The sequence below is a fragment of the Vibrio sp. D3 genome, from assembly GCF_043995865.1.
Lineage (GTDB): Bacteria > Pseudomonadota > Gammaproteobacteria > Enterobacterales > Vibrionaceae > Vibrio > Vibrio diabolicus.
This window is the reverse complement of record NZ_CP171887.1, coordinates 2,401,673-2,424,410: the sequence shown is the minus strand read 5'-3', so window position 1 is coordinate 2,424,410 and position 22,738 is coordinate 2,401,673. Positions and strand designations below refer to the sequence as shown.

22 protein-coding genes are annotated in these 22,738 nt (G+C 44.9%); 16 read left to right on the top strand and 6 right to left on the bottom strand.

The genetic code is table 11. The features are described 5' to 3' along the window. The first annotated feature begins 30 nt into the window (after positions 1-30). Together ACHFJ9_RS19220 and ACHFJ9_RS19215 are read left to right on the top strand one after the other, a co-directional pair. The gene (locus tag ACHFJ9_RS19220; RefSeq protein ID WP_005380255.1) at positions 31-615 is read left to right on the top strand and encodes an RNA polymerase sigma factor; all 585 of its coding nucleotides are present in this window, start codon (positions 31-33) and stop codon (positions 613-615) included. Next, positions 612-1,271 carry a ChrR family anti-sigma-E factor gene (locus tag ACHFJ9_RS19215; RefSeq protein WP_048625904.1) on the top strand — a complete coding sequence of 220 codons (660 nt, stop codon included), beginning with the start codon at positions 612-614 and terminating at the stop codon, positions 1,269-1,271. The genes ACHFJ9_RS19220 and ACHFJ9_RS19215 overlap by 4 nt, the downstream gene beginning before the upstream one ends. A gap of 64 nt (positions 1,272-1,335) precedes the next feature. Here the strand turns inward: ACHFJ9_RS19215 and ACHFJ9_RS19210 are convergent, their stop codons facing one another. From ACHFJ9_RS19210 to ACHFJ9_RS19195, 4 genes are all read right to left on the bottom strand, one after another. After that, a complete protein-coding gene (locus ACHFJ9_RS19210) occupies positions 1,336-2,688 on the bottom strand; it encodes an AmpG family muropeptide MFS transporter (RefSeq protein ID WP_006742554.1) in 1,353 nt (450 codons plus the stop codon). 71 nt (positions 2,689-2,759) lie between these two features. Next, positions 2,760-3,305: a peptidylprolyl isomerase gene (locus tag ACHFJ9_RS19205; protein ID WP_012841483.1), complete on the bottom strand. Its 546-nt coding sequence runs from the start codon at positions 3,303-3,305 to the stop codon at positions 2,760-2,762. Continuing rightward, entirely contained in the window at positions 3,305-3,874 is a 570-nt protein-coding gene (locus ACHFJ9_RS19200; RefSeq protein ID WP_012841484.1) for a YajG family lipoprotein, read from the bottom strand. The genes ACHFJ9_RS19205 and ACHFJ9_RS19200 overlap by 1 nt, the downstream gene beginning before the upstream one ends. Before the next feature lie 17 nt (positions 3,875-3,891). Next, a complete protein-coding gene (locus ACHFJ9_RS19195) occupies positions 3,892-5,046 on the bottom strand; it encodes a methyltransferase (RefSeq protein WP_301948654.1) in 1,155 nt (384 codons plus the stop codon). Between the two features lie 243 nt (positions 5,047-5,289). Here ACHFJ9_RS19195 and bolA point away from each other — a divergent pair, with 243 nt between their 5' ends. The 11 genes from bolA to dinB all read left to right on the top strand — a co-directional run bounded on the left by bolA (position 5,290) and on the right by dinB (position 14,936). Further along, the gene (gene bolA / locus ACHFJ9_RS19190) at positions 5,290-5,598 is read left to right on the top strand and encodes a transcriptional regulator BolA (protein WP_005380262.1); all 309 of its coding nucleotides are present in this window, start codon (positions 5,290-5,292) and stop codon (positions 5,596-5,598) included. Between the two features lie 473 nt (positions 5,599-6,071). Continuing rightward, positions 6,072-7,412 carry a Na(+)-translocating NADH-quinone reductase subunit A gene (locus ACHFJ9_RS19185; RefSeq protein WP_041853022.1) on the top strand — a complete coding sequence of 447 codons (1,341 nt, stop codon included), beginning with the start codon at positions 6,072-6,074 and terminating at the stop codon, positions 7,410-7,412. Positions 7,413-7,417: 5 nt separating this feature from the next. Then, a complete protein-coding gene (locus ACHFJ9_RS19180) occupies positions 7,418-8,662 on the top strand; it encodes an NADH:ubiquinone reductase (Na(+)-transporting) subunit B (RefSeq protein ID WP_006742551.1) in 1,245 nt (414 codons plus the stop codon). Continuing rightward, positions 8,652-9,422 carry a Na(+)-translocating NADH-quinone reductase subunit C gene (locus tag ACHFJ9_RS19175; RefSeq protein WP_006742550.1) on the top strand — a complete coding sequence of 257 codons (771 nt, stop codon included), beginning with the start codon at positions 8,652-8,654 and terminating at the stop codon, positions 9,420-9,422. The genes ACHFJ9_RS19180 and ACHFJ9_RS19175 overlap by 11 nt, the downstream gene beginning before the upstream one ends. Then, a complete protein-coding gene (locus ACHFJ9_RS19170) occupies positions 9,422-10,054 on the top strand; it encodes an NADH:ubiquinone reductase (Na(+)-transporting) subunit D (protein ID WP_005380269.1) in 633 nt (210 codons plus the stop codon). Before ACHFJ9_RS19175 ends, ACHFJ9_RS19170 begins: the two co-directional genes overlap by 1 nt. A gap of 7 nt (positions 10,055-10,061) precedes the next feature. After that, positions 10,062-10,658 carry an NADH:ubiquinone reductase (Na(+)-transporting) subunit E gene (gene nqrE / locus ACHFJ9_RS19165; RefSeq protein ID WP_005380270.1) on the top strand — a complete coding sequence of 199 codons (597 nt, stop codon included), beginning with the start codon at positions 10,062-10,064 and terminating at the stop codon, positions 10,656-10,658. A 33-nt stretch (positions 10,659-10,691) separates the two neighbouring features. Beyond that, entirely contained in the window at positions 10,692-11,915 is a 1,224-nt protein-coding gene (nqrF, locus tag ACHFJ9_RS19160) for an NADH:ubiquinone reductase (Na(+)-transporting) subunit F (RefSeq protein WP_005380271.1), read from the top strand. 155 nt (positions 11,916-12,070) lie between these two features. Continuing rightward, positions 12,071-13,075 carry an FAD:protein FMN transferase gene (locus tag ACHFJ9_RS19155; protein ID WP_065645499.1) on the top strand — a complete coding sequence of 335 codons (1,005 nt, stop codon included), beginning with the start codon at positions 12,071-12,073 and terminating at the stop codon, positions 13,073-13,075. 22 nt (positions 13,076-13,097) lie between these two features. Further along, positions 13,098-13,331 carry a (Na+)-NQR maturation NqrM gene (gene nqrM / locus ACHFJ9_RS19150; RefSeq protein ID WP_005436655.1) on the top strand — a complete coding sequence of 78 codons (234 nt, stop codon included), beginning with the start codon at positions 13,098-13,100 and terminating at the stop codon, positions 13,329-13,331. 231 nt (positions 13,332-13,562) lie between these two features. Continuing rightward, complete coding sequence (locus ACHFJ9_RS19145) at positions 13,563-13,796, top strand: DUF2789 domain-containing protein (protein WP_012841486.1); 234 nt, start codon at positions 13,563-13,565, stop codon at positions 13,794-13,796. Positions 13,797-13,871: 75 nt separating this feature from the next. Continuing rightward, a complete protein-coding gene (gene dinB / locus ACHFJ9_RS19140; RefSeq protein WP_053809828.1) occupies positions 13,872-14,936 on the top strand; it encodes a DNA polymerase IV in 1,065 nt (354 codons plus the stop codon). Here dinB and ACHFJ9_RS19135 read toward each other — a convergent pair. Next, positions 14,933-16,858: an ATP-dependent DNA helicase RecQ gene (locus ACHFJ9_RS19135; RefSeq protein WP_395357470.1), complete on the bottom strand. Its 1,926-nt coding sequence runs from the start codon at positions 16,856-16,858 to the stop codon at positions 14,933-14,935. The two genes, dinB and ACHFJ9_RS19135, sit on opposite strands and share 4 nt — an antisense overlap. Before the next feature lie 76 nt (positions 16,859-16,934). On the opposite strand from ACHFJ9_RS19135, the gene ACHFJ9_RS19130 reads away from it, so the two are divergent. Both ACHFJ9_RS19130 and ACHFJ9_RS19125 read left to right on the top strand, forming a co-directional pair. Beyond that, entirely contained in the window at positions 16,935-17,414 is a 480-nt protein-coding gene (locus tag ACHFJ9_RS19130; RefSeq protein WP_395355956.1) for a GreA/GreB family elongation factor, read from the top strand. A gap of 61 nt (positions 17,415-17,475) precedes the next feature. Next, positions 17,476-18,219, top strand: a complete 744-nt coding sequence (locus ACHFJ9_RS19125) for a YggN family protein (RefSeq protein WP_005385316.1) — start codon at positions 17,476-17,478, stop codon at positions 18,217-18,219. Between the two features lie 127 nt (positions 18,220-18,346). Here ACHFJ9_RS19125 and ACHFJ9_RS19120 read toward each other — a convergent pair whose 3' ends face one another. Then, a complete protein-coding gene (locus ACHFJ9_RS19120) occupies positions 18,347-20,893 on the bottom strand; it encodes an Ig-like domain-containing protein (RefSeq protein WP_395355954.1) in 2,547 nt (848 codons plus the stop codon). A 376-nt stretch (positions 20,894-21,269) separates the two neighbouring features. Between ACHFJ9_RS19120 and ACHFJ9_RS19115 the strand changes: the two genes are divergently transcribed. Beyond that, positions 21,270-22,634, top strand: a complete 1,365-nt coding sequence (locus ACHFJ9_RS19115) for a sodium-dependent transporter (RefSeq protein ID WP_395357468.1) — start codon at positions 21,270-21,272, stop codon at positions 22,632-22,634. Positions 22,635-22,738: the final 104 nt, after the last annotated feature.

Sequence of the window (22,738 nt, the reverse complement as noted above, 5' to 3'; positions counted from 1 at the left end):
GATGACTCCTCCCTAAAATTAAGGCCGATTATGATGAGTGATAGCCCAAAAAAACTGGGGCGCAGTGATTGGAACGATTACATGGACAAAGTGAAGGCTCGAGATAAAGACGCGTTCGCTTTTGTATTCCGTTTTTACGCACCCAAGCTGAAGCAATTCGCTTACAAACATGTTGGTAATGAGCAAGTTGCTATGGAGATGGTGCAAGAGACCATGGCGACAGTTTGGCAGAAAGCGCACCTCTATGATGGGGAAAAGAGCGCGTTATCGACTTGGATATACACCATAATCCGAAACCTATGCTTTGATCTGTTGAGAAAGCAGAAAGGTAAGGAGTTACACATTCATTCTGATGACATTTGGCCGTCAGAATATTATCCACCAGATCTTGTTGATCACTATTCACCAGAGCAAGACATGTTGAAAGAGCAGGTGGTTAAATTTTTAGATATTTTACCGAAAAATCAGAGAGACGTTTTACAAGCGGTGTATCTTGAGGAGCTACCTCATCAGCAGGTCGCTGAATTATTTGATATACCCCTCGGTACCGTAAAATCCAGGCTGAGGCTTGCAGTAGAAAAGCTAAGGCATTCAATGCATACGGAGCAACTATGAACAAACACCCAGATAACAGCTTGTTAGAAGCATACGCTTCGGGAAGCATTGATGCAGTTTCTGGTCTTGTGGTCGCAACCCATTTAGAAACATGCACCAAGTGCCGAGCTTATGTGAACCAAGTCGAAGCCAGCCAAGCGAATATCGTGAGCGACATCCCCTCTGAATATGTCCCTGAATTCGACGATATGTTCAATGATATTATCAATGCGGAGCCAGCGACAGATAACATCGTTATCCGAGATCCTGCCGCAGTGAATGTTGCAGGAAAGAGCTTTGAACTTCCCAAAACCTTAGCGCGTTTCTCTGACCTTGTAGGGTCATGGAGAAGTTACGGAGGCAAGGTTTTCAGTGCTCAGATTGATCTAGGGGAAGATGCTCGTGTTAGCTTAATGTACATCGGAGAAGATGTGCAAATCCCTCAACATACGCACAAAGGCTTAGAATCTACATTGATCCTACATGGTGGGTTTAGTGATGAGGATGGCCAATATGAAGAGGGCGATTTGATGATTAGAGACGCGTCAGTGAAGCACAGCCCTTACACTAAGGCCGGAGAAGATTGCTTGTGTTTAACCGTATTGACCGAGCCGATGATCTTTACTCAAGGTGTGGCACGTATATTTAATATGTTTGGCAAAGGGCTATACCCATAGACCTCTTATCTCATATCTCGGCAAAACAAAAACCACCGAATTCGGTGGTTTTTTGATGCGCTTCTTAGTGCTTGTGACGTGCTTTTTCCAATAGAGCATCAAAGTAATGTCGTAGCGAGTACAACATAATCAAGCTTGGCACGACCATAACAGCGGTAAGCACAAAGAACGTGCTCCAGTCATTGAGGTAGTCCACCAGTTCTCCACTGAAAGAAGCAAGAGTCGTTCGTCCGAAGTTGCCCAAAGAGGCAAGCAACGCATACTGAGTTGCCGAGAATGCTTGTCCGGTTAGAATCGTCAAAAATGAAACAAAAGCGACAGTTGAGAAAGCAGTCGTAAAGTTATCGACAATTATGGTTGCTAAGTATAGGTGCTCATTTGGGCCTACCGATGCAATCCAAGCAAACATCAAGTTGCTGGCAGACATAGCAATACCGCCGATCATTAATCCACGTACAATACCAAACCTGACGTTGAACATACTTCCGACAAAGGTAAAGAAGATAGTGGCTCCCCATCCGATCAGTTTGGAGTAATAACCAATTTGTTCGTTACTAAAACCAATATCTTTATAGAACGCGATCGACATCCTGCCCAAAAACGCTTCGCCAATTTTGAATAGGAAAACGAACAGCAAAAGAGTAATCGCGACACGGACGCCATTGCGATTAAAGAAGTCAAGGAAAGGTTCTACAACAGTCACAGTAAACCAAGCCACGACTTTTGAACCAACCACTTCTTTGTGGCGTTGTTCAGCGGCAGACTGAAGTTGTTCGCGTTGAGTCTTCGGTTCACCGACTAAAATCGTAAAGACCATTAGAATGCCGACTATCACCGCCATCCCGTAATACACGCCATTCCAACCGACGCTATCAGCATTAACAAACGCTAAATAACCCGGTAGTGAATAACCTGTCCACCAGCCAATGACCGCCATTGCAGAAGCTTGTGGCAGCTTAGATTCTTCTGATTTTGGGAAAGTATCAATACGAAAAGCATCTATCGCGATGTCTTGTGTGGCTGATGCGGTTGCAATACACAAGGCGAGTAGAGACGCGAACACCAAGTTCTCTGCTGGATTCACGCCCGCAATAAATACCGTCGCGACGAGTACGATGCTTTGACAGAAGAAAATCCAGCTACGCCTTTGTCCAAGTAGTCGATAGAGCACTGGTAGCTTCACCCGGTCTACGAGTGGCGCCCAGAGAAAGTTAATTGCATAAACCGCAAAGACACTACCAAAGTAGCCTATTGCGGATAGGGTCAAACCAGCGTCTTTTAGCCAGCCAGACATATTTGAACCGATAAGTACCCACGGAAAGCCGCTAGAGCAGCCCAACATGAAAACCCACATGAGTCGTTTATCGAGGTAACTTTTTACCGTTTCCAACCAAGTGATGGAAGGTAATGAAGACATAAATCAATCCAATAAAATGAAGCCGTTGAAAGAGAAAGCCCTTCGATTATTCAAAGGGCTTATCGTTTTGGCTATTTAAGTAGTGTTGCTTTAGTGATGACGATTTGAGTCTCGGGAACATCACGCATACCACGAGTCGTCGTAGTTGGCTGTTTTGCCATTTTTTGGATAATGTCGAATCCTTCCGTGACCTCGCCAAATACAGCATAACCCGGTGGACGAGCGCCGTAGTTTAGAAAATCATTGTCGACTAAATTGATAAAAAACTGACGAGTAGCAGAGTCAGGCGCGTTGGTGCGCGCCATTGCAATCGTCGCACGGTCGTTATTTAAACCGTTATTACCCTCGTTTTTGATTGGAGCGTAAGTCTTCACCATTTGCATATCTTGGTTAAAGCCACCACCTTGCGCCATAAAGCCTGGAATAACGCGGTGAAAAATAGTGCCTTCATAGCTACCATCTTCTACATATTTCAGGAAGTTCGCTACCGTAATCGGCGCTTTCTCTTCATTCAGTTCGACAGTAAATGAACCTAACGTTGTTTCAAACGCCACTTTTGGTCCAGCCCAAACGCTGCAGCTGAGTAGCGCGAGAGAAAGAATTGCCTTGCGTAACATTAGAAACGCTCCTGCATGTACTGACGAAGCTCAGGATCATTGGCAATTTCTTTAAGTGTTAATGTCACTACATCATTCAGTGTTTGCTCAATGTCGGCATCAGAGGCACTCAATGTGCCAGAACGCTTCGCAGTGCCTGTGTAAGTTTTGACCAGCTTGCCTTCTGGTGTTTCTGCGGTGATTTCAAGCACGACTTTCGCATCCATCTCATTTTCCATCACCGAATGTTTTACGTTAACTAATGCTTCTTGAACGTTTAATTCAATTGCATTGTTGCTGTTTAGATCGGCATGGAAGCCCTGAGATGAAAACTGCTTCTCTAATGCTTCTTCTAACGCAATACGTAAATTCTGTTTAGCATGAAGAGGAAGAATGTTCGAACGGCCGTTATCCACCAACGCCACGTACTGCGCTGCACGTACATCTTTGCTGGTCAAGCTGTAAGTCTTGCCTTGAACAATTGGATTGGTGCTCAGTGTGCTTTCTGGCATCAAATTCAGCTGAGGCTGTTGAGGAGCTGAACACGCAGCAAGCAACGCAACCGAAGCCGCAAGTACCAATTTTCTCATTTTATTATTCCTTTTAACTATTTTGCGCTTAATTTAGCAGGATTTTTTGTGGCCTGTAAAATCACAAACTTATTGTTGGAAGCGATAAGTTTCACATTCTTATCGCCAAACAGCCGTTTTAGTTTTGCGTCGTAACCAAGATGACGATTTCCAATCACCAGTAACTTACCACCTTCACTTAATACTTGCTTTGCATCACAGAACATTTGCCAAGCAATATGATCGGTGATGGCCTGCTGTTGGTGAAAGGGTGGGTTACACATAATCATAGCGCAGCTGTTGTGTTTAAAACCGTCCAAACAATTGTTTGCAACACACTGTATGTCTCTATCTTCACCAAGGTTATCTAGCAGGTTCTGCTTCGCGGACTCAAGCGCCATAAAGCTTTCATCAACACATGTTAATCGAGCATTCGGATTCAGCTGACCAAACTTCACAGACAGAACACCATTACCGCAACCGAGATCGATAACATTATCTACCAATGGGTCTTGAGGTAGGTGCTGCAGCATAAAACGCGCACCTAAATCTAAGCTTTCTCCTGAATAGACATTTGGCATGTTCTTGAGTTCGATATCTTCGCCATCAACGCGCCAAGTCGTGAAAGGACTTACTTCAATTGTTGGTTCAACCGTTGCTTGAGCAAATACTAATCGGTGCTTTTTCCAGGCCAGAGATGTTTTTGTCTCACCCAAATATTTTTCAAACAGTTTTAGCGTTGAAGTATGAATGTCTTTCGCTTTATTAACTGCAATGACGGGGCAGGATGCAGGCAGTGCTTTTCTTAACTGACTGAGTATCCAAACGAGGTGACGGTTACTTTTTGGCAGTTGCAGCAATACGAGATCAGTATTGGAAGATACGGGATCCATCGTGGTTGCAAACGCTACCTTATTGCACTGGTTTTGCTCAAGGTTCTGCTGCACACCTTTATGAGAAATGAATGAATCACTCATTAGCGTTACATGGTGCTTTTCTGAAAACCAGCAGGAGAGGGCACCAAAGCTGTCATTAATCACGAGGATGTTTTGATTGTTTGGCAAAGCAAGTTCTTCAACATGATTAATAAGATACTCATCACCGGCATCCCACGCTTGTAGAGTTTCATTGCTGCGTTTTGGGAAACGATGAAGTGTTAAGCTTCGCTCGTGAAGATTCAGTTCGGTTTTCATAGCTAAATGTAAGTTGATTTAGAAATTAAGTGTTATTGTCGCAAATGATGACGTGTCGAGATACAAAAAGCTGTCAAATTTTACGTGTTCAGTGGTGGTCGCTCTCTAGGCATGTTCATAGCGTCAAGCGCTTTGAAATCAGTTGAACGTAAAATGCATCAATAATGAGAGTGATGTTTGAGTGATACACGTCTGCTTTACTTAGGTATATACTTATGGAATTCGCATCAATGAGGAACGAATATGATCCAAGAAATCATAGAGAAGAAACTACACAGTGAGCTGCAACCAAGCTATCTCAAAGTGATTAATGAGAGCTACATGCATAATGTGCCACCAGGCTCGGAGAGTCACTTCAAAGTGATTGTTGTGAGTGATTCGTTCGCGGGACAGCGTTTGATTGGACGCCATCGCCAAGTTCATCAAATTTTGGCAGATGAGCTAGATAACCACATTCATGCACTAGCTATTCATACATACACTGATGAAGAGTGGAAGCGTGAACAAGATGGCGCTCCTGATAGCCCTATGTGTATGGGTGGCGGTCACTAAAGACGCAAAATATAAAGGTGCAGAGAAAAGGTGGCCAAGGCCATCTTTTTTCGTTTTACATTCTTTAGGGGCATTGATGTGGCACAAATTCTGGTTAAAAAATGTGTTAACAGTGTTTCAACAAATGAATGGAAATTGCAGGATATTTCAGGCGATGAATATGACTTTTCCATAAGATATGTATGGAATATGGCATTTGTGCGATCGGTCAAAGTTATGACTATTCTTTGACCTTTTAGACCTGATTCTACCGAAATAACCCCTCTATTCTAATGATTGGTCATGGCATCAAGTTCCTAAAAAATGCTAGACTACGGCACCTGATAAATCTCGCGTATTCCTTGTGACGAGATTTTTAATAGGATGTTGCGATTTTGATGTTTAAAACAACATCAAAACCGGACACTGATGTCGTGTCTAAAAGTTACGCAATCAAAAGAATCTTTTTCCCGATAAAAGTAGTGCAAGTGCGTATGATTACAATAAAGAAGGGCTTGGATCTTCCTATCGCAGGAACTCCATCCCAGGTGATTAATGATGGTAAGACCATCAAAAAAGTCGCCTTGCTTGGCGAAGAGTACGTTGGCATGCGTCCTACCATGCATGTCCGCGTTGGTGATGAAGTGAAAAAAGCGCAAGTTCTTTTTGAAGATAAAAAGAACCCTGGCGTGAAATTTACTGCACCAGCAGCCGGTAAAGTGATCGAAGTTAACCGTGGCGCTAAACGTGTCCTTCAATCTGTAGTGATTGAAGTGGCAGGTGAAGAGCAGGTGACATTTGATAAGTTCGAAGCCGCTCAACTTTCAGGTCTAGATCGTGAAGTGATCAAGACTCAGTTGGTTGACTCTGGCCTATGGACCGCTTTACGTACTCGTCCGTTTAGCAAGGTTCCTGCAATCGAGTCTTCTACTAAGGCTATTTTCGTAACTGCAATGGATACTAATCCATTAGCAGCTAAGCCTGAGTTGATCATTAATGAGCAACAAGAAGCATTCATTGCTGGTCTAGACATTCTTTCAGCCCTGACAGAAGGCAAGGTTTACGTATGTAAATCTGGCACTAGTTTGCCACGCTCTTCACAGTCTAACGTAGAAGAACACGTCTTCGATGGCCCTCACCCAGCAGGTCTTGCTGGCACCCACATGCATTTCCTATACCCAGTGAATGCAGAAAATGTGGCATGGAGCATCAACTACCAAGACGTTATCGCGTTCGGTAAGCTGTTCCTAACTGGTGAGCTATACACAGATCGTGTTGTGTCTCTAGCTGGTCCAGTTGTGAATAACCCTCGTCTAGTTCGTACCGTAATCGGTGCAAGCTTGGATGACCTAACAGATAACGAGCTGATGCCTGGCGAAGTTCGTGTGATTTCTGGTTCTGTACTGACAGGTACACATGCAACTGGTCCACACGCATACCTTGGCCGTTACCATCAACAGGTTTCTGTATTACGTGAAGGCCGTGAAAAAGAACTATTTGGCTGGGCAATGCCTGGTAAGAATAAGTTCTCGGTAACTCGCTCTTTCCTTGGTCACGTATTCAAAGGTCAGTTGTTCAATATGACAACGACGACCAATGGTAGTGATCGTTCAATGGTTCCAATTGGCAACTACGAACGCGTAATGCCTCTAGATATGGAGCCTACTCTGCTGCTTCGTGATCTATGTGCAGGTGATACAGACAGTGCTCAAGCACTGGGTGCGCTTGAACTGGATGAAGAAGATCTAGCATTGTGTACCTTTGTATGTCCAGGTAAGTACGAGTACGGTACGTTACTTCGTGAATGCCTAGATACTATCGAGAAGGAAGGGTAATTTTCATGGCTCTTAAAAAGTTTCTTGAAGACATCGAGCATCATTTTGAGCCTGGTGGTAAACACGAAAAATGGTTTGCCCTGTACGAAGCTGTAGCAACAGTTTTTTACACTCCAGGTATCGTAACAAATAAAAGCTCGCACGTTCGTGATAGCGTTGACCTAAAACGTATCATGATCATGGTTTGGTTTGCGGTATTCCCAGCAATGTTCTGGGGTATGTACAACGCAGGTGGCCAAGCTATTGCAGCGCTTAACCACATGTACGCTGGTGATCAACTAGCGACAGTTATCTCTGGTAACTGGCACTACTGGCTAACTGAAATGCTGGGCGGAACGATTGCCGCTGATGCAGGGGTTGGCAGTAAGATGCTACTAGGTGCGACCTACTTCCTACCTATCTACGCAACAGTATTCCTTGTTGGTGGTTTCTGGGAAGTGCTTTTCTGTATGGTGCGTAAGCACGAAGTAAACGAAGGCTTCTTTGTTACTTCTATCTTGTTCGCACTTATCGTTCCACCAACGCTACCTCTATGGCAAGCGGCACTAGGTATCACATTTGGTGTTGTTGTTGCGAAGGAGATCTTCGGTGGTACAGGTCGTAACTTCCTTAACCCTGCACTTGCAGGTCGTGCATTCCTATTCTTCGCTTACCCAGCGCAAATCTCGGGTGACGTAGTATGGACTGCAGCTGACGGCTTCTCTGGTGCAACTGCTCTTAGCCAATGGGCTCAAGGTGGTAACGGTGCTCTAGTTAACACAGTAACTGGTTCTCCTATCACTTGGATGGACGCTTTCATCGGTAACATCCCTGGCTCTATTGGTGAAGTATCGACTCTAGCTCTAATGATCGGTGCAGCGATGATCGTTTACATGCGAATCGCTTCATGGCGCATCATTGCGGGCGTAATGATCGGTATGATTGCAGTATCGACTCTGTTTAACGTGATCGGTTCTGACACTAACCCAATGTTCAACATGCCATGGCACTGGCACCTAGTTCTAGGTGGTTTTGCATTCGGTATGTTCTTCATGGCAACGGACCCAGTATCAGCGTCATTTACTAACAAAGGTAAATGGTGGTACGGCATCCTGATTGGTGCAATGTGTGTGATGATCCGTGTAGTTAACCCGGCGTACCCAGAAGGTATGATGCTGGCGATTCTATTCGCGAACCTATTCGCACCTCTGTTCGACCATGTAGTGATTGAGAAGAACATCAAGCGGAGACTAGCACGCTATGGCAAGTAATAACGACAGCATTAAAAAGACGCTGGGTGTTGTTATCGGGTTGAGCCTTGTTTGTTCAATCATCGTATCAACAGCAGCAGTAGGTCTGCGTGATAAGCAAAAAGCTAACGCTGTCCTAGATAAGCAATCAAAGATCGTTGAAGTTGCAGGCATTGACGCGAACGGTAAGAAAGTACCAGAGCTATTTGCTGAGTACATCGAACCTCGTCTGGTAGACCTTGAAACAGGTAACTTTACTGAGGGTAATGCATCTACGTACGATCAGCGTGAAGCATCAAAAGATGCAGAACGTTCAATCGCATTGACACCAGAAGAAGACGTCGCTGATATCCGTCGTCGTGCGAATACAGCAGTGGTGTACTTAGTAAAAGACCAAGATGAAGTCCAAAAAGTTATCTTGCCTATGCACGGTAAAGGACTATGGTCGATGATGTATGCCTTTGTAGCCGTTGAAACTGATGGTAACACTGTGTCTGCTATTACTTACTACGAGCAAGGTGAAACTCCTGGACTTGGTGGTGAAGTAGAGAACCCTTCATGGCGCGATCAATTCATTGGCAAGAAATTGTACAATGAAGATCATCAGCCAGCGATTAAGGTCGTGAAAGGCGGCGCACCGCAAGGTTCTGAGCACGGTGTTGATGGCCTATCAGGAGCAACGCTCACTAGTAATGGTGTTCAACACACATTTGACTTCTGGTTAGGTGACAAGGGCTTTGGTCCTTTCCTAGCAAAAGTTCGTGACGGAGAACTTAACTAATGTCTAGTGCACAAAACGTTAAAAAGAGCATTCTAGCGCCAGTATTGGATAACAACCCAATCGCGCTACAAGTTCTTGGTGTATGTTCTGCTCTTGCAGTAACAACTAAACTAGAAACAGCTTTTGTAATGACGCTAGCGGTAACATTTGTAACTGCGTTGTCTAACTTCTCTGTTTCATTGATCCGTAACCACATTCCTAACAGTGTGCGTATCATCGTTCAGATGGCAATTATCGCATCGCTAGTAATCGTGGTAGACCAGGTGCTAAAAGCTTACCTATACGATATCTCTAAACAGCTATCTGTATTCGTTGGTCTGATTATCACTAACTGTATCGTAATGGGTCGTGCTGAAGCATTCGCAATGAAGTCTGCGCCAGTACCATCTCTTATTGACGGTATTGGTAACGGTCTAGGTTACGGTTTCGTTCTTATCACTGTAGGTTTCTTCCGTGAGCTATTTGGCTCAGGCAAACTATTTGGCCTAGAAGTTCTACCTCTAGTGAGCAACGGTGGTTGGTACCAGCCTAACGGCCTAATGCTACTAGCACCATCAGCATTCTTCCTAATCGGCTTCCTTATCTGGGTAATCCGTATTCTGAAACCAGAACAAGTAGAAGCGAAGGAGTAAGGACGTCATGGAACATTACATTAGTCTGTTAGTTAAATCGATTTTCATCGAAAACATGGCTCTGTCTTTCTTCCTAGGTATGTGTACTTTCCTTGCCGTATCTAAGAAGGTTAAGACCTCTTTCGGCCTAGGTGTTGCAGTTGTGGTAGTACTGACTATCGCTGTTCCTGTGAACAACCTAGTATACAACCTAGTTCTGAGAGAGAACGCGTTAGTTGAGGGCGTGGACCTTAGCTTCCTAAACTTCATCACCTTTATCGGTGTAATTGCAGCACTTGTACAGATTCTAGAGATGGTTCTAGACCGTTTCTTCCCACCTTTGTACAACGCGCTAGGCATCTTCCTACCGCTGATCACAGTAAACTGTGCAATCTTCGGTGGTGTATCTTTCATGGTACAACGTGACTACAACTTTGCTGAATCTATCGTTTACGGTTTCGGCTCTGGTGTGGGCTGGATGCTAGCAATCGTTGCTCTTGCAGGTATCCGTGAGAAGATGAAGTACTCTGACGTACCTCCAGGTCTACGTGGTCTTGGTATCACATTTATCACTGTAGGTCTTATGGCGTTAGGCTTTATGTCTTTCTCTGGTGTTCAACTGTAAGTCGGGTAAACCGCAACAATTAAGGAATAGTCAATGGACATTATTCTTGGTGTAGTGATGTTTACTCTGATCGTACTTGCACTAGTACTAGTGATTCTTTTCGCTAAGTCTAAGCTTGTACCAACAGGTGACATTACAATTTCTGTGAACGATGACCCTTCTCTGGCGATCGTTACACAACCAGGTGGTAAGCTACTGAGTGCTCTAGCCGGTGCTGGCGTATTCGTATCTTCTGCTTGTGGTGGCGGTGGCTCATGTGGTCAGTGTCGCGTAAAAGTTAAATCAGGTGGTGGCGACATCCTACCAACCGAGCTTGACCATATTACTAAAGGTGAAGCACGTGAAGGTGAGCGTCTAGCGTGTCAGGTTGCTATGAAAACTGACATGGACATCGAGCTTCCTGAAGAAATCTTCGGCGTTAAGAAGTGGGAATGTACCGTTATCTCTAACGATAACAAAGCGACATTCATCAAAGAGCTTAAGCTACAAATTCCAGATGGCGAATCAGTACCTTTCCGTGCTGGTGGTTACATCCAGATTGAAGCACCTGCTCACCACGTGAAATACGCAGACTACGATATTCCTGAGGAATACCGTGAAGACTGGGAGAAGTTCAACCTTTTCCGTTACGAGTCTAAAGTTAACGAAGAGACCATCCGTGCATACTCAATGGCTAACTACCCAGAAGAGCACGGTATCATCATGCTTAACGTTCGTATCGCGACTCCGCCGCCGAACAACCCAGACGTACCACCAGGCATCATGTCTTCGTACATCTGGTCTCTAAAAGAAGGCGACAAGTGTACTATTTCTGGTCCATTTGGTGAGTTCTTTGCGAAAGATACAGATGCAGAAATGGTATTCGTTGGTGGTGGTGCTGGTATGGCTCCAATGCGCTCACATATCTTCGACCAACTTAAGCGTCTACACTCTAAGCGTAAGATGTCTTTCTGGTACGGCGCACGTTCTAAGCGTGAAATGTTCTACGTAGAAGACTTCGATATGCTACAAGCTGAGAATGATAACTTCGTATGGCACTGTGCACTGTCTGATCCACTTCCAGAAGATAACTGGGATGGTTACACTGGCTTTATTCACAACGTTCTTTACGAGAACTATCTACGTGATCACGAAGCGCCAGAAGACTGTGAATACTACATGTGTGGTCCACCTATGATGAATGCGGCTGTTATCGGCATGCTAAAAGATCTAGGTGTAGAGGATGAAAACATCCTACTAGATGACTTCGGTGGTTAATCCCTCCAAGTGATTGAATCTATGGCTAGCTCTCTAAGAGCTAGCCATTATTTTTTGTAGAAGTAAAAATAATATTCAACAGTTGATATAGGTAATTGGATTTAAGTAATCGGTCCCATTCCCCATATCAATTCAACAACATTGGGAGTTAACAAGTGAAAACGTGGCTTGTTGCATTCGCTTCTCTATTGATTTTGGCTGGCTGTGAGCAGCCAGCAGATCAAATTCATCTAAGTGGCCCTACCATGGGGACTTCTTATAACATCAAATATATCGAGCAAGATGGTATTCCAACGCCAAAAGCGATGCAGACGGAAATTGATCGCTTATTGGAAGAGGTTAATGACCAAATGTCGACCTACCGTGATGATTCAGAATTAAGTCGCTTTAACCAGCATCAAACGAGTGAGCCATTTACTGTATCGACACAAACAGCAACTGTAGTCAAAGAGGCGATTCGTCTCAACGGCCTTACTTTAGGCGCATTGGATGTGACAGTCGGTCCTTTAGTTAACCTGTGGGGCTTTGGCCCAGAAGCTCGCCCTGATGTCGTTCCTACAGATGAAGAGCTAGCGGCACGCAAAGCCAATACTGGCATTCATCATCTATCTATTGATGGCAATAAATTGTCCAAAGATATTCCTAACTTGTATGTCGATTTATCAACTATTGCTAAAGGTTGGGGGGTTGACGTGGTTGCTGACTACCTTCAATCTGAAGGGGTTCATAATTTCATGGTAGAAGTGGGCGGCGAAATGCGCCTCAAAGGCGTGAATCGTGAAGGCGTGCCTTGGCGCATTGCGATTGAAAAGCCGACTATTGATGAGCGCTCAATTCAAGAAATTATTGAGCCAGGGGACATGGCAATTGCAACAAGTGGTGACTATCGTAATTACTTTGAGAGTAATGGTGTGAGATACTCTCATATTATTAATCCAAGAACAGGCAAACCTATTCATCATAAAGTGGTGTCTGTAACGGTATTAGATAAATCGTCGATGACTGCTGATGGTCTTGCAACTGGTCTTATGGTGCTAGGTGAAGACAAAGGCATGGCAATTGCGAACGAAAATAATATTCCTGTTTTCATGATTGTGAAGACGGAAAATGGTTTTAAAGAGCTGGCTTCGGAAGCATACAAGCCGTTCATGAAGAAATAACAACAGAAGTGAGCATGTTCTTATGAGTACATTTCTAATTACGTTTGCAGTTTTTGTTGCGGTAATCGCAGCGATGGCTGTTGGCTACATCTTCCAGAAGAAAGTAGTGAAGGGTAGCTGTGGCGGTCTTGGTGCAGTAGGTATTGAGAAAGTATGTAACTGTCCAGAACCATGTGACGCGCGTAAGAAACGTGAAGCACGTGAAGCGGCGCGAGCTGAGAAATTGGCGGCATGGGAAAAAGATCGAATTGCTTAAGTATCGATCATCCAAATAGTAATACAAAATAACCCAGCCAAAGCTGGGTTTTTTTATATTTCTCGCTCTACTTCTCTGAGAGTTTATACTTTGCTTGCTACGTTTAATCTAGGATGACCGGAAGCTTAAGTCGGTGCAGACTTCACAGCCAAGTCATTTCCCTTTAATCACCGTACTTAACTGTTATTTGGTTATATACTCAAACTAAAGCGCGTTAACTTAGGAGGAAATATGGAAATGCATCAACACGGTATGGCTGAATTGTTTCAACAACTAGGCCTCGGCAGCTCTCCTCAAGAGATAAAGGACTTTATTAACGAACATCGGCACAAAAGAGCTTCAGCCCCTCTGCATGAAGCCAGCTTTTGGACAAGTTCGCAGGCCACATTTCTCAAACAAGCCATTGAAGAAGACGCAGACTGGGCAGAGTTGGTCGATCAGCTTGATGTGATGTTACGAGATTAAAGCACGTTTACAAACTCTCATTTCTATCAAGGCAGATTTAATTTATACTGTGTTTTTGAACAGTGTTTAATAGCTATGTCAGACCGAATCAGAAAAATCATTCACGTCGATATGGATTGTTTTTATGCTGCCGTTGAGATGAGAGATAATCCTAGTTACCGTGGCATTGCACTCGCCGTTGGCGGTCATGAAAAACAGCGTGGCGTGATTAGCACCTGTAATTATGAGGCGCGCAAATATGGCGTTCGTAGTGCAATGTCAACGGCGCGAGCATTGCAACTCTGCCCCCATTTACTAGTCGTTCCCGGTCGAATGCACGTGTACAAACAAGTCTCTCAGCAGATTCGTGCTATTTTTGAGCGTTATACGCCTATCATTGAACCTCTATCATTAGATGAAGCATACCTCGATGTCACGGACTCGACAGCTTGTCGTGGCTCCGCAACGTTGATCGCAGAGTCTATTCGACGCGACATTTGGAATGAGCTTGGGCTGACGGCATCGGCGGGCATTGCACCGATTAAGTTTCTTGCCAAAGTCGCCTCTGATATGAATAAACCCAACGGTCAGTTTGTTATCCCGCCAGATAAGGTCCAGGAAGTTATCGATACACTTCCGCTGGAAAACATTCCTGGTGTTGGGAAGGTGAGTCTTGAGAAGCTACATCAAGCGGGCTTTTATCGATGTGAGGATATTAAAAACAGCGACTATCGTGAATTGCTGAGACAGTTTGGTCGTCAGGGAGCATCTTTATGGCAGCGTAGCCATGGAATTGATAATCGAGAGGTCGTCGTTGAGCGAGAGAGAAAATCCGTCGGTGTGGAACGAACATTCAGCCAGAATATCTCGAGCTATGATGAATGTTGGCAAGTGATCGAGGATAAACTTTATCCTGAACTCGAGAAACGCTTAGAGCGTGCAAGCCCAGATAAATCGATTATTAAACAAGGTATTAAAGTTAAATTTGCCGACTTTCAACTGACAACAATTGAGCATATCCATCCGCAATTAGAGCTTGAGGACTTCAAGATCTTGTTAAGAGATATTCTTAAGCGCCAAAACGGACGGGAAATACGCCTTTTAGGCTTGAACGTGATGCTCAAGCCCGAGAACCAAGCGCGTCAATTGAGCTTTTTCTAGGCTCTTACTGCTTCTACCTGATCTAATACTTGCTCAAAGCTTGTGTTGGCCATCGCACCATAACCTGACAGTTTTGAAGCTTTTAGCTGGCTAATTAAAGGGGTACTAATGCCACACAAGAAGCGGGCGACAGCATCATTGCTGATAGTTGAAGGGGAGAGCTGAATAAATTCCTGCACCCACATTGCTACTTGAGGTGGCTCAATATCCTCATTTTGTGGTGTTGGGAACGAAGCGACTTGACCACGACACACGGAGCAGTGACCACATTGCTCTGGTGCATTGTGATCAGCAAAGTAGTTCGCCAATTTTGAGCTCAAACAGTGCTCTGACTGGAACAAGCGCAGCATGGTGTGAATTCTTTCGATATCTTTGCTTTCTTTGGATTGGAACAGTTCATACAGTTGTTGGATTAAAACATCAGAACCCTGTGTGGTTGGCAAAACAGAGTACACGTCGGTCAGTTGTTTGCTCTCTAGCTCTATCCAACCATTCTGGTGAAAATAGTCGAGGGCTGCGACAACTCGGCTGCGTTCCGATTGATAGTTCATCCATAACGCTTCTAGGTCAACTTGGCACCACACTTTGGCTTTTTGCGAGCAGGAGAAAATAGCCTCCACGAATTGACGTCGCTCGCCTTGAAATTGATTCACAATAAATTGCTGATCGTGCAAAAACTTAAAGCGATATTCCGCAAAGTAACTGTATTTTGCTTCAATGAGTTTATGTAGCTCCAAATAAACCAACAAGGTTTTGAGTGGCAATTGGCGGATATTACTTTCACGCGATAAACGCAGTGGCACTACCTCCCATTGTGGAGCATGTTCTTTCGCTTGCTCGACTACATAGTTAATCGAGGTTAGTTCAGGTGTGTCACCATAGACAAAGTTTTCCAACACCGTTAAGCCGGACGTATTGCCCAGCAGAATGCACTCAGAACGTTGCCCGTCCCTGCCTGCACGTCCAATCTCTTGTGCGTAGTTCTCGATCGATTTGGGTAAGTCGAAGTGAATGACGCGGCGGATATCAGATTTATCGACTCCCATACCAAATGCAATCGTTGCAACAATACAGTCAATTTGGCTATCCATGAACTGCTGTTGGATTTGTTCACGGATGTCGCTTTTCATGCCGGCGTGGTACGCGTGAGCATTAATGCCAATATGGATTAGTGACTGTGCTACTTGCTCTGCTGTCTGCTGTTGTGTCACGTATACGATAGTCGGAAGCTTAGGAGAAGAGGCGATGATTTCACTTAGCTTTTCTTGTTTCGTTGCTTCCTCGCATGGGATAACCGAGATATCCAGATTGGGGCGGTAGAAGCCTGTAACGGTAATATGTTCACTGGCAATATCGAACTTTTGTTTCATGTCTTCAATAACTGCGGGCGTTGCTGTTGCAGTGAGAAGCAAAGATTGTGGAATGTTCAGCTCACGTTGATATTGCGGTAGCTTGAGATAATCAGGGCGGAAGTTATGTCCCCATTCGGAAATACAGTGCGCTTCATCAACCACCATCAAAGAGATCGGTACTTGGCGAATGAACTCACGAAAACGCTCGTTTTTTAGGCGCTCAACAGAAATCATCAATATTTTGATCTGTCCATTTTTTACCCCTGCCATGACGCGTTGTGACTCTTCTCTGCTTTGACTGCTATCGATAGAAGCGGCCGGGATCCCTTTACTTTGCAAAAAGTTCAGCTGATCTTTCATTAGCGCCAACAACGGCGAGATCACCAACGTAAGATTGGGCAATACGGTTGCTGGCAATTGGTAACAGAGAGACTTACCCGAACCTGTAGGAAAGATGGCCGCAGCAGAGTAACCATTCATAACCGCTTCAATAACGGGTTGTTGACCTTGACGTAATGAGTCAAAACCAAATACGGATTGAAGTGTTTGATGCAGCGAGTCACTTTGCATAATAGGGAAACCTTTCTTTGATGGTAAACTTAGGTACATTAACACACCCTGAGTGCCAAACGCGCGTCCTAAAAGTATGAATAAAGCTGACTTAGTCCAAATTATCATCCAACATCTGGAAGAAAAACTTCAAGTGGCCCATGCATCGGCTCAGCGAGCCATTGATGCCGCGACAGATGAAGAAACTGTTCCCGAGCATAAGTACGATACGTTAGCACTTGAAGCCGCGTATCTTGCTCATGGACAAGCTATGCGAATCCAAGAGAGTGAAGACGAGCTGCGTCAATATCGCGCTCTAGTGACTCGCGACTTTAAAGGAGCACCTGTTGGTGTAGGTGCTTACGTCGTTCTCGCAGATGAGAATTGGCTTGAAAAACACTTCTTTGTAGGCCCTTGTTCTGGTGGTCTGACTGTTAAATATCAGGCTCAGGAAGTCTTTGTCTTAACAGCAAAATCTCCTCTTGGTCGAGCGTTATTCGGGAAAGAAGAAGGCGATGAGATTGATGTAAAAATAGGAGATAAAACAACTTGTTATGAAGTCGTGACGATTTGCTGACATCTCATGTATCACTCAGTGTTATGTTTAACACGAGTAATGTTAAATAAAAGAGAATGACATGAAAAAGCTTTTTACACTCTCATTGCTGATGGTCAGTGCTACTGGTTATGCAGCGCAGTGTCGTGTAGACATTAATAATGAAGTTCGTATGGATGGACAAAGCTTGGAGATTCGCCAAACGACAGGTGATAAAGCTGTCGTGGATGAGGATAACAACCTATTCATCAAAGGTGAGCTAATTGAACTCAATGCCGACCAAAAAGCGGCAATTGAAGACTATCGCGAAAAAATGAACGCGTACATTCCACAAGCAAAGCAGTTGGCGAGTGATGGTTTAGCGCTTGCAAATGACATCATCGATGATGTCGCGGAAAGCCTAGACGCACCTGGCGCGTTTGATAACGTCAAAGTCGCAGTACAGGACTTTTTCGCTGATGTTGAATCACGTTACTACAAAGATGGTGATTTCATTCTACCAGCGGAAAGCTTTGAGTCCATGACACAAGGGTGGACTGAAGACTTTGCAAAAGCACAAGAGATCTTCAATAAAGAGTTTTTAGCGAGTTCGTTGGATGCTTTATCGAAAAAAATGAAGGAAGAGGGGGGAATAAACCTCACTGCATTATCGGAGAGTATGGCTGAACTCAGCGCGAAAGTAGAAGAGCGTTTAGCTGAGCATTCGAAAGAGGTAGAGCAACAAGCAGAAGACTTGTGCGACTCGTTGGATGACATGGCAGGGCAAGAAGACGATTTGTTGAAGAAAATCCCTGAGCTAAAAGATTACCGAGTATTTACGATTTAATTACCCTTTAAAAGTAAAAAACTTGATGCGATAAAGAAAGAGAGCACTATTGTGCTCTCTTTTCGTTTTTACATACTTGAACAAGTAATGAAAGCAAGACGATGTTATTCGTTTGCTCATTAACAACTTACTGCGCGTTCATCTGAGTGAGTTTATCGCCGACAGGTTTTGAGAAGTTAAAACCATCATGCTGATCCCAGTTGATAGACCACGTCATTACCCCTGCATAATTCGGGTAAATGAACGCTGGTTTAACGGTGCCACATGAAGTGCCTTTGGTTAAACAATCTAGTGCGCTGATAATATTCTGTGTCGGAGCCTGCCCTGAGTTTGCTGAGCTAGGACCTGAAGGTAAGCCGATTGCGACTTGATCATCACGTAGTGGTGCAAACTGAGTGCCGTCGGCCAATTCAAAGCCTTCGATAAGCATTTTAGATTGCGCTACCATCATATCCACAGAGCCTTCTGGTGCACTGCCTGGCAGATATGGGTTTGGCAAACCACCGTTGTTATATAGCTGGACGTGAAGCAGGTCGAGCGTGCTGCGTGTCTCATTAATCACAGGAATGTAAGCTCCCCAAATACCGCTGTAAGCCACATAGCCGCCTTGAACATAAGGATGCTCAGGTGCCATGGTTAGGTACATATCGCCACCCATGTTTTGCTCTATTTGAAGCAAAGCACGACCAAGGCGAGCTTGAATTTGCGAGCCATGAACCAAGTTAGATCCACTCTCTAAATCCACATCAAGACCATCAAAGCCCCACTCAGCGATAAGACCTGTTAGGCTAGAGACAAAGTTGGCTTCGTCTTGATCGGTATTCAGCGTAATCGTGCCTTCTGCGCCACCAAGAGAGAGAACAAACTTTTTACCTTTAGCTTGAAGCGCTGCCATGTCTTGTTTGAACTGTGCTGGGTCGAGCGCTGGACAATCGCTGTAAATATCGCCTGAATATAGATTAAAGTGCACGGTACCATCACTGTTGCGGTCATTTTCGGCAAAGGCAATATCAATCACATCCCACGCATCAGCCATATCCGCTAGACGAATCGGACAGCCAGCCCCATTTACAAAATTGTGCCAGTAACCGATGAGTTTATGACGTTTCTCTGCTTGCTCAACCACCGTTATTGCTGCTGCGTCAGACAATGCATTGCTTCCTGACAAATCCACAGCTTGGGCGCTAACTGTAAAGTTACCAAGTGCAGTTGGTGTCCAGTTGGCTGTGTAAGGTGCCGTGGTATCGGTTGCAACAATAGAGCCGTTGATCATGAAATCAACGTGTTTAATGCCTGAGGTTAAAGATGTTGCATCGGCACTTAATGCGAGGTTTTTGCCTAAGCCGACGGTTTGACCGCTACTTGGTGAAGTCAGTGAGACGACCAAATCTTTATCGCTGACTTCCACACCAACCAAGGACTCTGACGTGTTGTTATCATTATCGGTTGCGACGGCTTTAAGCTGGTTAGCGCCAATAAGTGTGGCGTTCCAAGTAACGGAATATGGTGCTTGAGTGGTGACCCCTAAGCTGGTGTTGTTCGCAAAAAACTCAACTTGCGTGACTGTGCCATCAGCATCGCTTGCGTTAGCCGTGATTTCGTTATTGCTGCCAGCGAGCACGACTTGTCCATCCGTTGGTGCCGTAATGGTAACTTGCGGTGGCGTCGAACAAGCACCTAGGCCACTCCAAGCATCTTGCCAGTATAACCCTTCACCTGGCTCGTAAGCCCATGTCGCATCCGAGGAACACCAACCAGCAACATCACAACGATATTTTTGGTTGAAGTGAGAAACCAGGTCGCCAACTTGATAACTCGTTCCCGCCGCGTAAGGCACTGCATCTGAACATCCGCCCGTCCCTGTTTCTGAATTACTAACAACAAGCGTTACTTCTTGGCTCATGGTTGCGAGGTATGTGTCATCAGTCGCTTGTGCTTTAAACGAATGTGTACCAGCATTCGCGGTCCATTGATATTCGTAAGGTACGCTGGTATCAATCGCAACGGATTGATTGTTCACGAAGAACTCAACTTGTGTGACCACACCATCAATATCATCAGCTTGAGCGGCTACGGTTAGGTTATCGCCGACATTAAGCACTTCTGTGCCTACTGGGCTTGTCAATGAAATGCTTGGTGGCGGTAATTCGACTTGTGGTTGAACTTGGATAGAAATCGTCGTGGTGGTAACGGCTCCCTCATTATCGGTCGCAATTGCGGTCAATTGCGAGACACCTTCAATAGCGGTCCAAGATGCTTCGAATGGTGCTTGAGTTACCACAGCAACCGTTTGGTTGCCTGCAACAAACTCAACTTGTGCGATTTGGCCATCTTCGTCGGCTGCGTTGGCTAGCAAGGTGATCGCACTGCCTTCGGGAATTTGTGCGTTGTTTGTTGGAGAGGAGAATGACACTGTTGGCTCTAGGTTGTTGCTTCCACCATCACATTGCCCTAACGCTTTCCATGCCTCCCAAGCCCCTGAATTGGTAACAGGGTCATTGCCTTGCGTCCAATACGCGGCCTCGTAAGTGGCTCCTTGCGTTTTTACTAAAGTGCCCGATGTATAAGTCGCAGTGCTGTCCCAGTCGGGTAAGCTTTGGCAGTTATAGGCTTGAGCTTGGTAGCTGACGCTGAGTGCTGCAACCATCGCTCCGTGAAGTAGAGTGACCTTCATTTTCCTCTCCTTGAGTCATGGATATAAATGAGAACAGAGTAATAACTAGCTGATAAATAGACATAAGGGGGAAAAAGCGAAGCACAATATTCTGCTTTTCGACACAGTATCACGAGGAACTATTCGTTCCTTACACCAAAGCTCATTATTTTTCGGCTCACTTCACGATGGGAGAATCATAAATTCTAAGCGTGTGAAAAAGACAAAAGTCGCCAGGTCTTAGAATGATGAATGTGAGATGTACGTTAAAATTTACAAGCTGAATGACTGTGAATTGTTTCAACTGTCGAGTATTTAACCGGAGTGCTCTTGTTGAGTAGTGAATATTGCTATAGTGTACTAGTTAGCTAGTTCAATGATATTTTGTGTGAGTAGTATGACACAGCAAACCTCTTCTCAGCCTCGTGAGCATTTTGGCTCTCGTCTCGGATTCATCTTAGCAGCCGCAGGTGCCGCAGTTGGCCTTGGCAATATTTGGGGCTTTCCAACCCAAGCTGCCAGTAATGGCGGCGGTGCTTTCCTGTTGGTTTATTTGGTGATGATTCTTATCGTCGCATTTCCTATGCTGGTGGTTGAAATGGCGATTGGTCGTCATGGTCAAGCCAACCCGGTAGATAGTATGCGTTCGCTTACCAATCATCCGGTAGGTAAAAAGCTCGGCGGTATTGTGGGCTGGATAGGTTTAAGCGTACCAAGCGCTGTTTTAGCGTTTTACTCTATTGTCGGTGGTTGGTTGATCTGCTTTTTACTGGGTGCAATCACAGACCTAATGGGGTTAGAAGCCGCAACTCAATGGCTAAAGGGCTTTAGCGTTGAACGTAACTTGTTCGGAACCATTACTTTTTATGTGCTAACGATTCTCATCGTACAAGGTGGCGTAAAACAAGGTATTGAGAAGTGGTCAACACGCTTGATGCCAGCATTGTTTGTTCTGTTTGCCCTGCTGTTTGCTTACATCATGACGCAAAACGGTGCGATGGAAGGGCTAAAGCATTACTTGGTACCGGATTTCGAAAAGGTATGGGACCGCAAGTTGATTCTTGCTGCAATGGGGCAGGGCTTCTTCTCGCTTACGATCGGTGGCTGTTCAATGCTGATTTATGGCTCTTACTTGAGTAAGAAAGAGAACCTACCAAAGATGGCGATGAACGTGACCATGGTAGATACTGCCGTTGCTTTCATCGCAGGGTTAGTGGTGATGCCAGCGATGTTTGTTGCGATGCAAAAAGGCGTTCAAATCTATGCTGAAGATGGCTCTCTATTAAGCTCTGATACGTTGGTATTTACCGTATTGCCGTTGATGTTTGATAGCTTAGGTTTGCTTGGTCAATTGTTCTCTATTGTGTTCTTTTTATTGCTGACGATTGCGGCGCTAACGTCTTCAATTTCAATGTTAGAGTGTCCAGTGGCGTTAGTGAGTGAGCGTTTCAGCACCAAGCGTAGCGCAACGAGCTGGGTTTTAGGTGGTCTCATCGCCTTGCTCAGTGTGGTGATTGTTTATAACTTTGGCGCTCTGTTTGGTATGGTCGCGACGGTTGCTACTCAGTATCTACAACCAACCGCTGCGCTCTTATTCTGCTTATTTGGTGGTTGGGTATGGAATCGCAACTCAAAAATCAAAGAGCTTGAGCAAGGTTGCCCGGAGTTTACGCAAGGTTGGTTTGGTAAGTTATGGCCAGCGTATGTGAAGTTTGTATGTCCAATTCTTGTGGCTACGGTCATATGGGCTTCATTCGGCTAATCGAAACGTCTATTGGACAAAAGAGAAGGGCTTGATGAGTGATCATCAAGCCCTTTTTCATGTTGGTTATTCCCCGTTTCAGTTACCCGCGGTGATTGCTGCGG

Excerpts from the sequence above, each read along its gene's own strand:
- ACHFJ9_RS19220 (WP_005380255.1), top strand. The coding sequence starts at position 31 with ATGATGAGTGATAGCCCAAAAAAACTGGGGCGCAGTGATTGGAACGAT.
- ACHFJ9_RS19215 (WP_048625904.1), top strand. The coding sequence starts at position 612 with ATGAACAAACACCCAGATAACAGCTTGTTAGAAGCATACGCTTCGGGA.
- ACHFJ9_RS19210 (WP_006742554.1), bottom strand. The coding sequence starts at position 2,688 with ATGTCTTCATTACCTTCCATCACTTGGTTGGAAACGGTAAAAAGTTAC.
- ACHFJ9_RS19205 (WP_012841483.1), bottom strand. The coding sequence starts at position 3,305 with ATGTTACGCAAGGCAATTCTTTCTCTCGCGCTACTCAGCTGCAGCGTT.
- ACHFJ9_RS19200 (WP_012841484.1), bottom strand. The coding sequence starts at position 3,874 with ATGAGAAAATTGGTACTTGCGGCTTCGGTTGCGTTGCTTGCTGCGTGT.
- ACHFJ9_RS19195 (WP_301948654.1), bottom strand. The coding sequence starts at position 5,046 with ATGAAAACCGAACTGAATCTTCACGAGCGAAGCTTAACACTTCATCGT.
- bolA (WP_005380262.1), top strand. The coding sequence starts at position 5,290 with ATGATCCAAGAAATCATAGAGAAGAAACTACACAGTGAGCTGCAACCA.
- ACHFJ9_RS19185 (WP_041853022.1), top strand. The coding sequence starts at position 6,072 with ATGATTACAATAAAGAAGGGCTTGGATCTTCCTATCGCAGGAACTCCA.
- ACHFJ9_RS19180 (WP_006742551.1), top strand. The coding sequence starts at position 7,418 with ATGGCTCTTAAAAAGTTTCTTGAAGACATCGAGCATCATTTTGAGCCT.
- ACHFJ9_RS19175 (WP_006742550.1), top strand. The coding sequence starts at position 8,652 with ATGGCAAGTAATAACGACAGCATTAAAAAGACGCTGGGTGTTGTTATC.
- ACHFJ9_RS19170 (WP_005380269.1), top strand. The coding sequence starts at position 9,422 with ATGTCTAGTGCACAAAACGTTAAAAAGAGCATTCTAGCGCCAGTATTG.
- nqrE (WP_005380270.1), top strand. The coding sequence starts at position 10,062 with ATGGAACATTACATTAGTCTGTTAGTTAAATCGATTTTCATCGAAAAC.
- nqrF (WP_005380271.1), top strand. The coding sequence starts at position 10,692 with ATGGACATTATTCTTGGTGTAGTGATGTTTACTCTGATCGTACTTGCA.
- nqrM (WP_005436655.1), top strand. The coding sequence starts at position 13,098 with ATGAGTACATTTCTAATTACGTTTGCAGTTTTTGTTGCGGTAATCGCA.
- ACHFJ9_RS19145 (WP_012841486.1), top strand. The coding sequence starts at position 13,563 with ATGGAAATGCATCAACACGGTATGGCTGAATTGTTTCAACAACTAGGC.
- dinB (WP_053809828.1), top strand. The coding sequence starts at position 13,872 with ATGTCAGACCGAATCAGAAAAATCATTCACGTCGATATGGATTGTTTT.
- ACHFJ9_RS19135 (WP_395357470.1), bottom strand. The coding sequence starts at position 16,858 with ATGCAAAGTGACTCGCTGCATCAAACACTTCAATCCGTATTTGGTTTT.
- ACHFJ9_RS19130 (WP_395355956.1), top strand. The coding sequence starts at position 16,935 with ATGAATAAAGCTGACTTAGTCCAAATTATCATCCAACATCTGGAAGAA.
- ACHFJ9_RS19125 (WP_005385316.1), top strand. The coding sequence starts at position 17,476 with ATGAAAAAGCTTTTTACACTCTCATTGCTGATGGTCAGTGCTACTGGT.
- ACHFJ9_RS19120 (WP_395355954.1), bottom strand. The coding sequence starts at position 20,893 with ATGAAGGTCACTCTACTTCACGGAGCGATGGTTGCAGCACTCAGCGTC.
- ACHFJ9_RS19115 (WP_395357468.1), top strand. The coding sequence starts at position 21,270 with ATGACACAGCAAACCTCTTCTCAGCCTCGTGAGCATTTTGGCTCTCGT.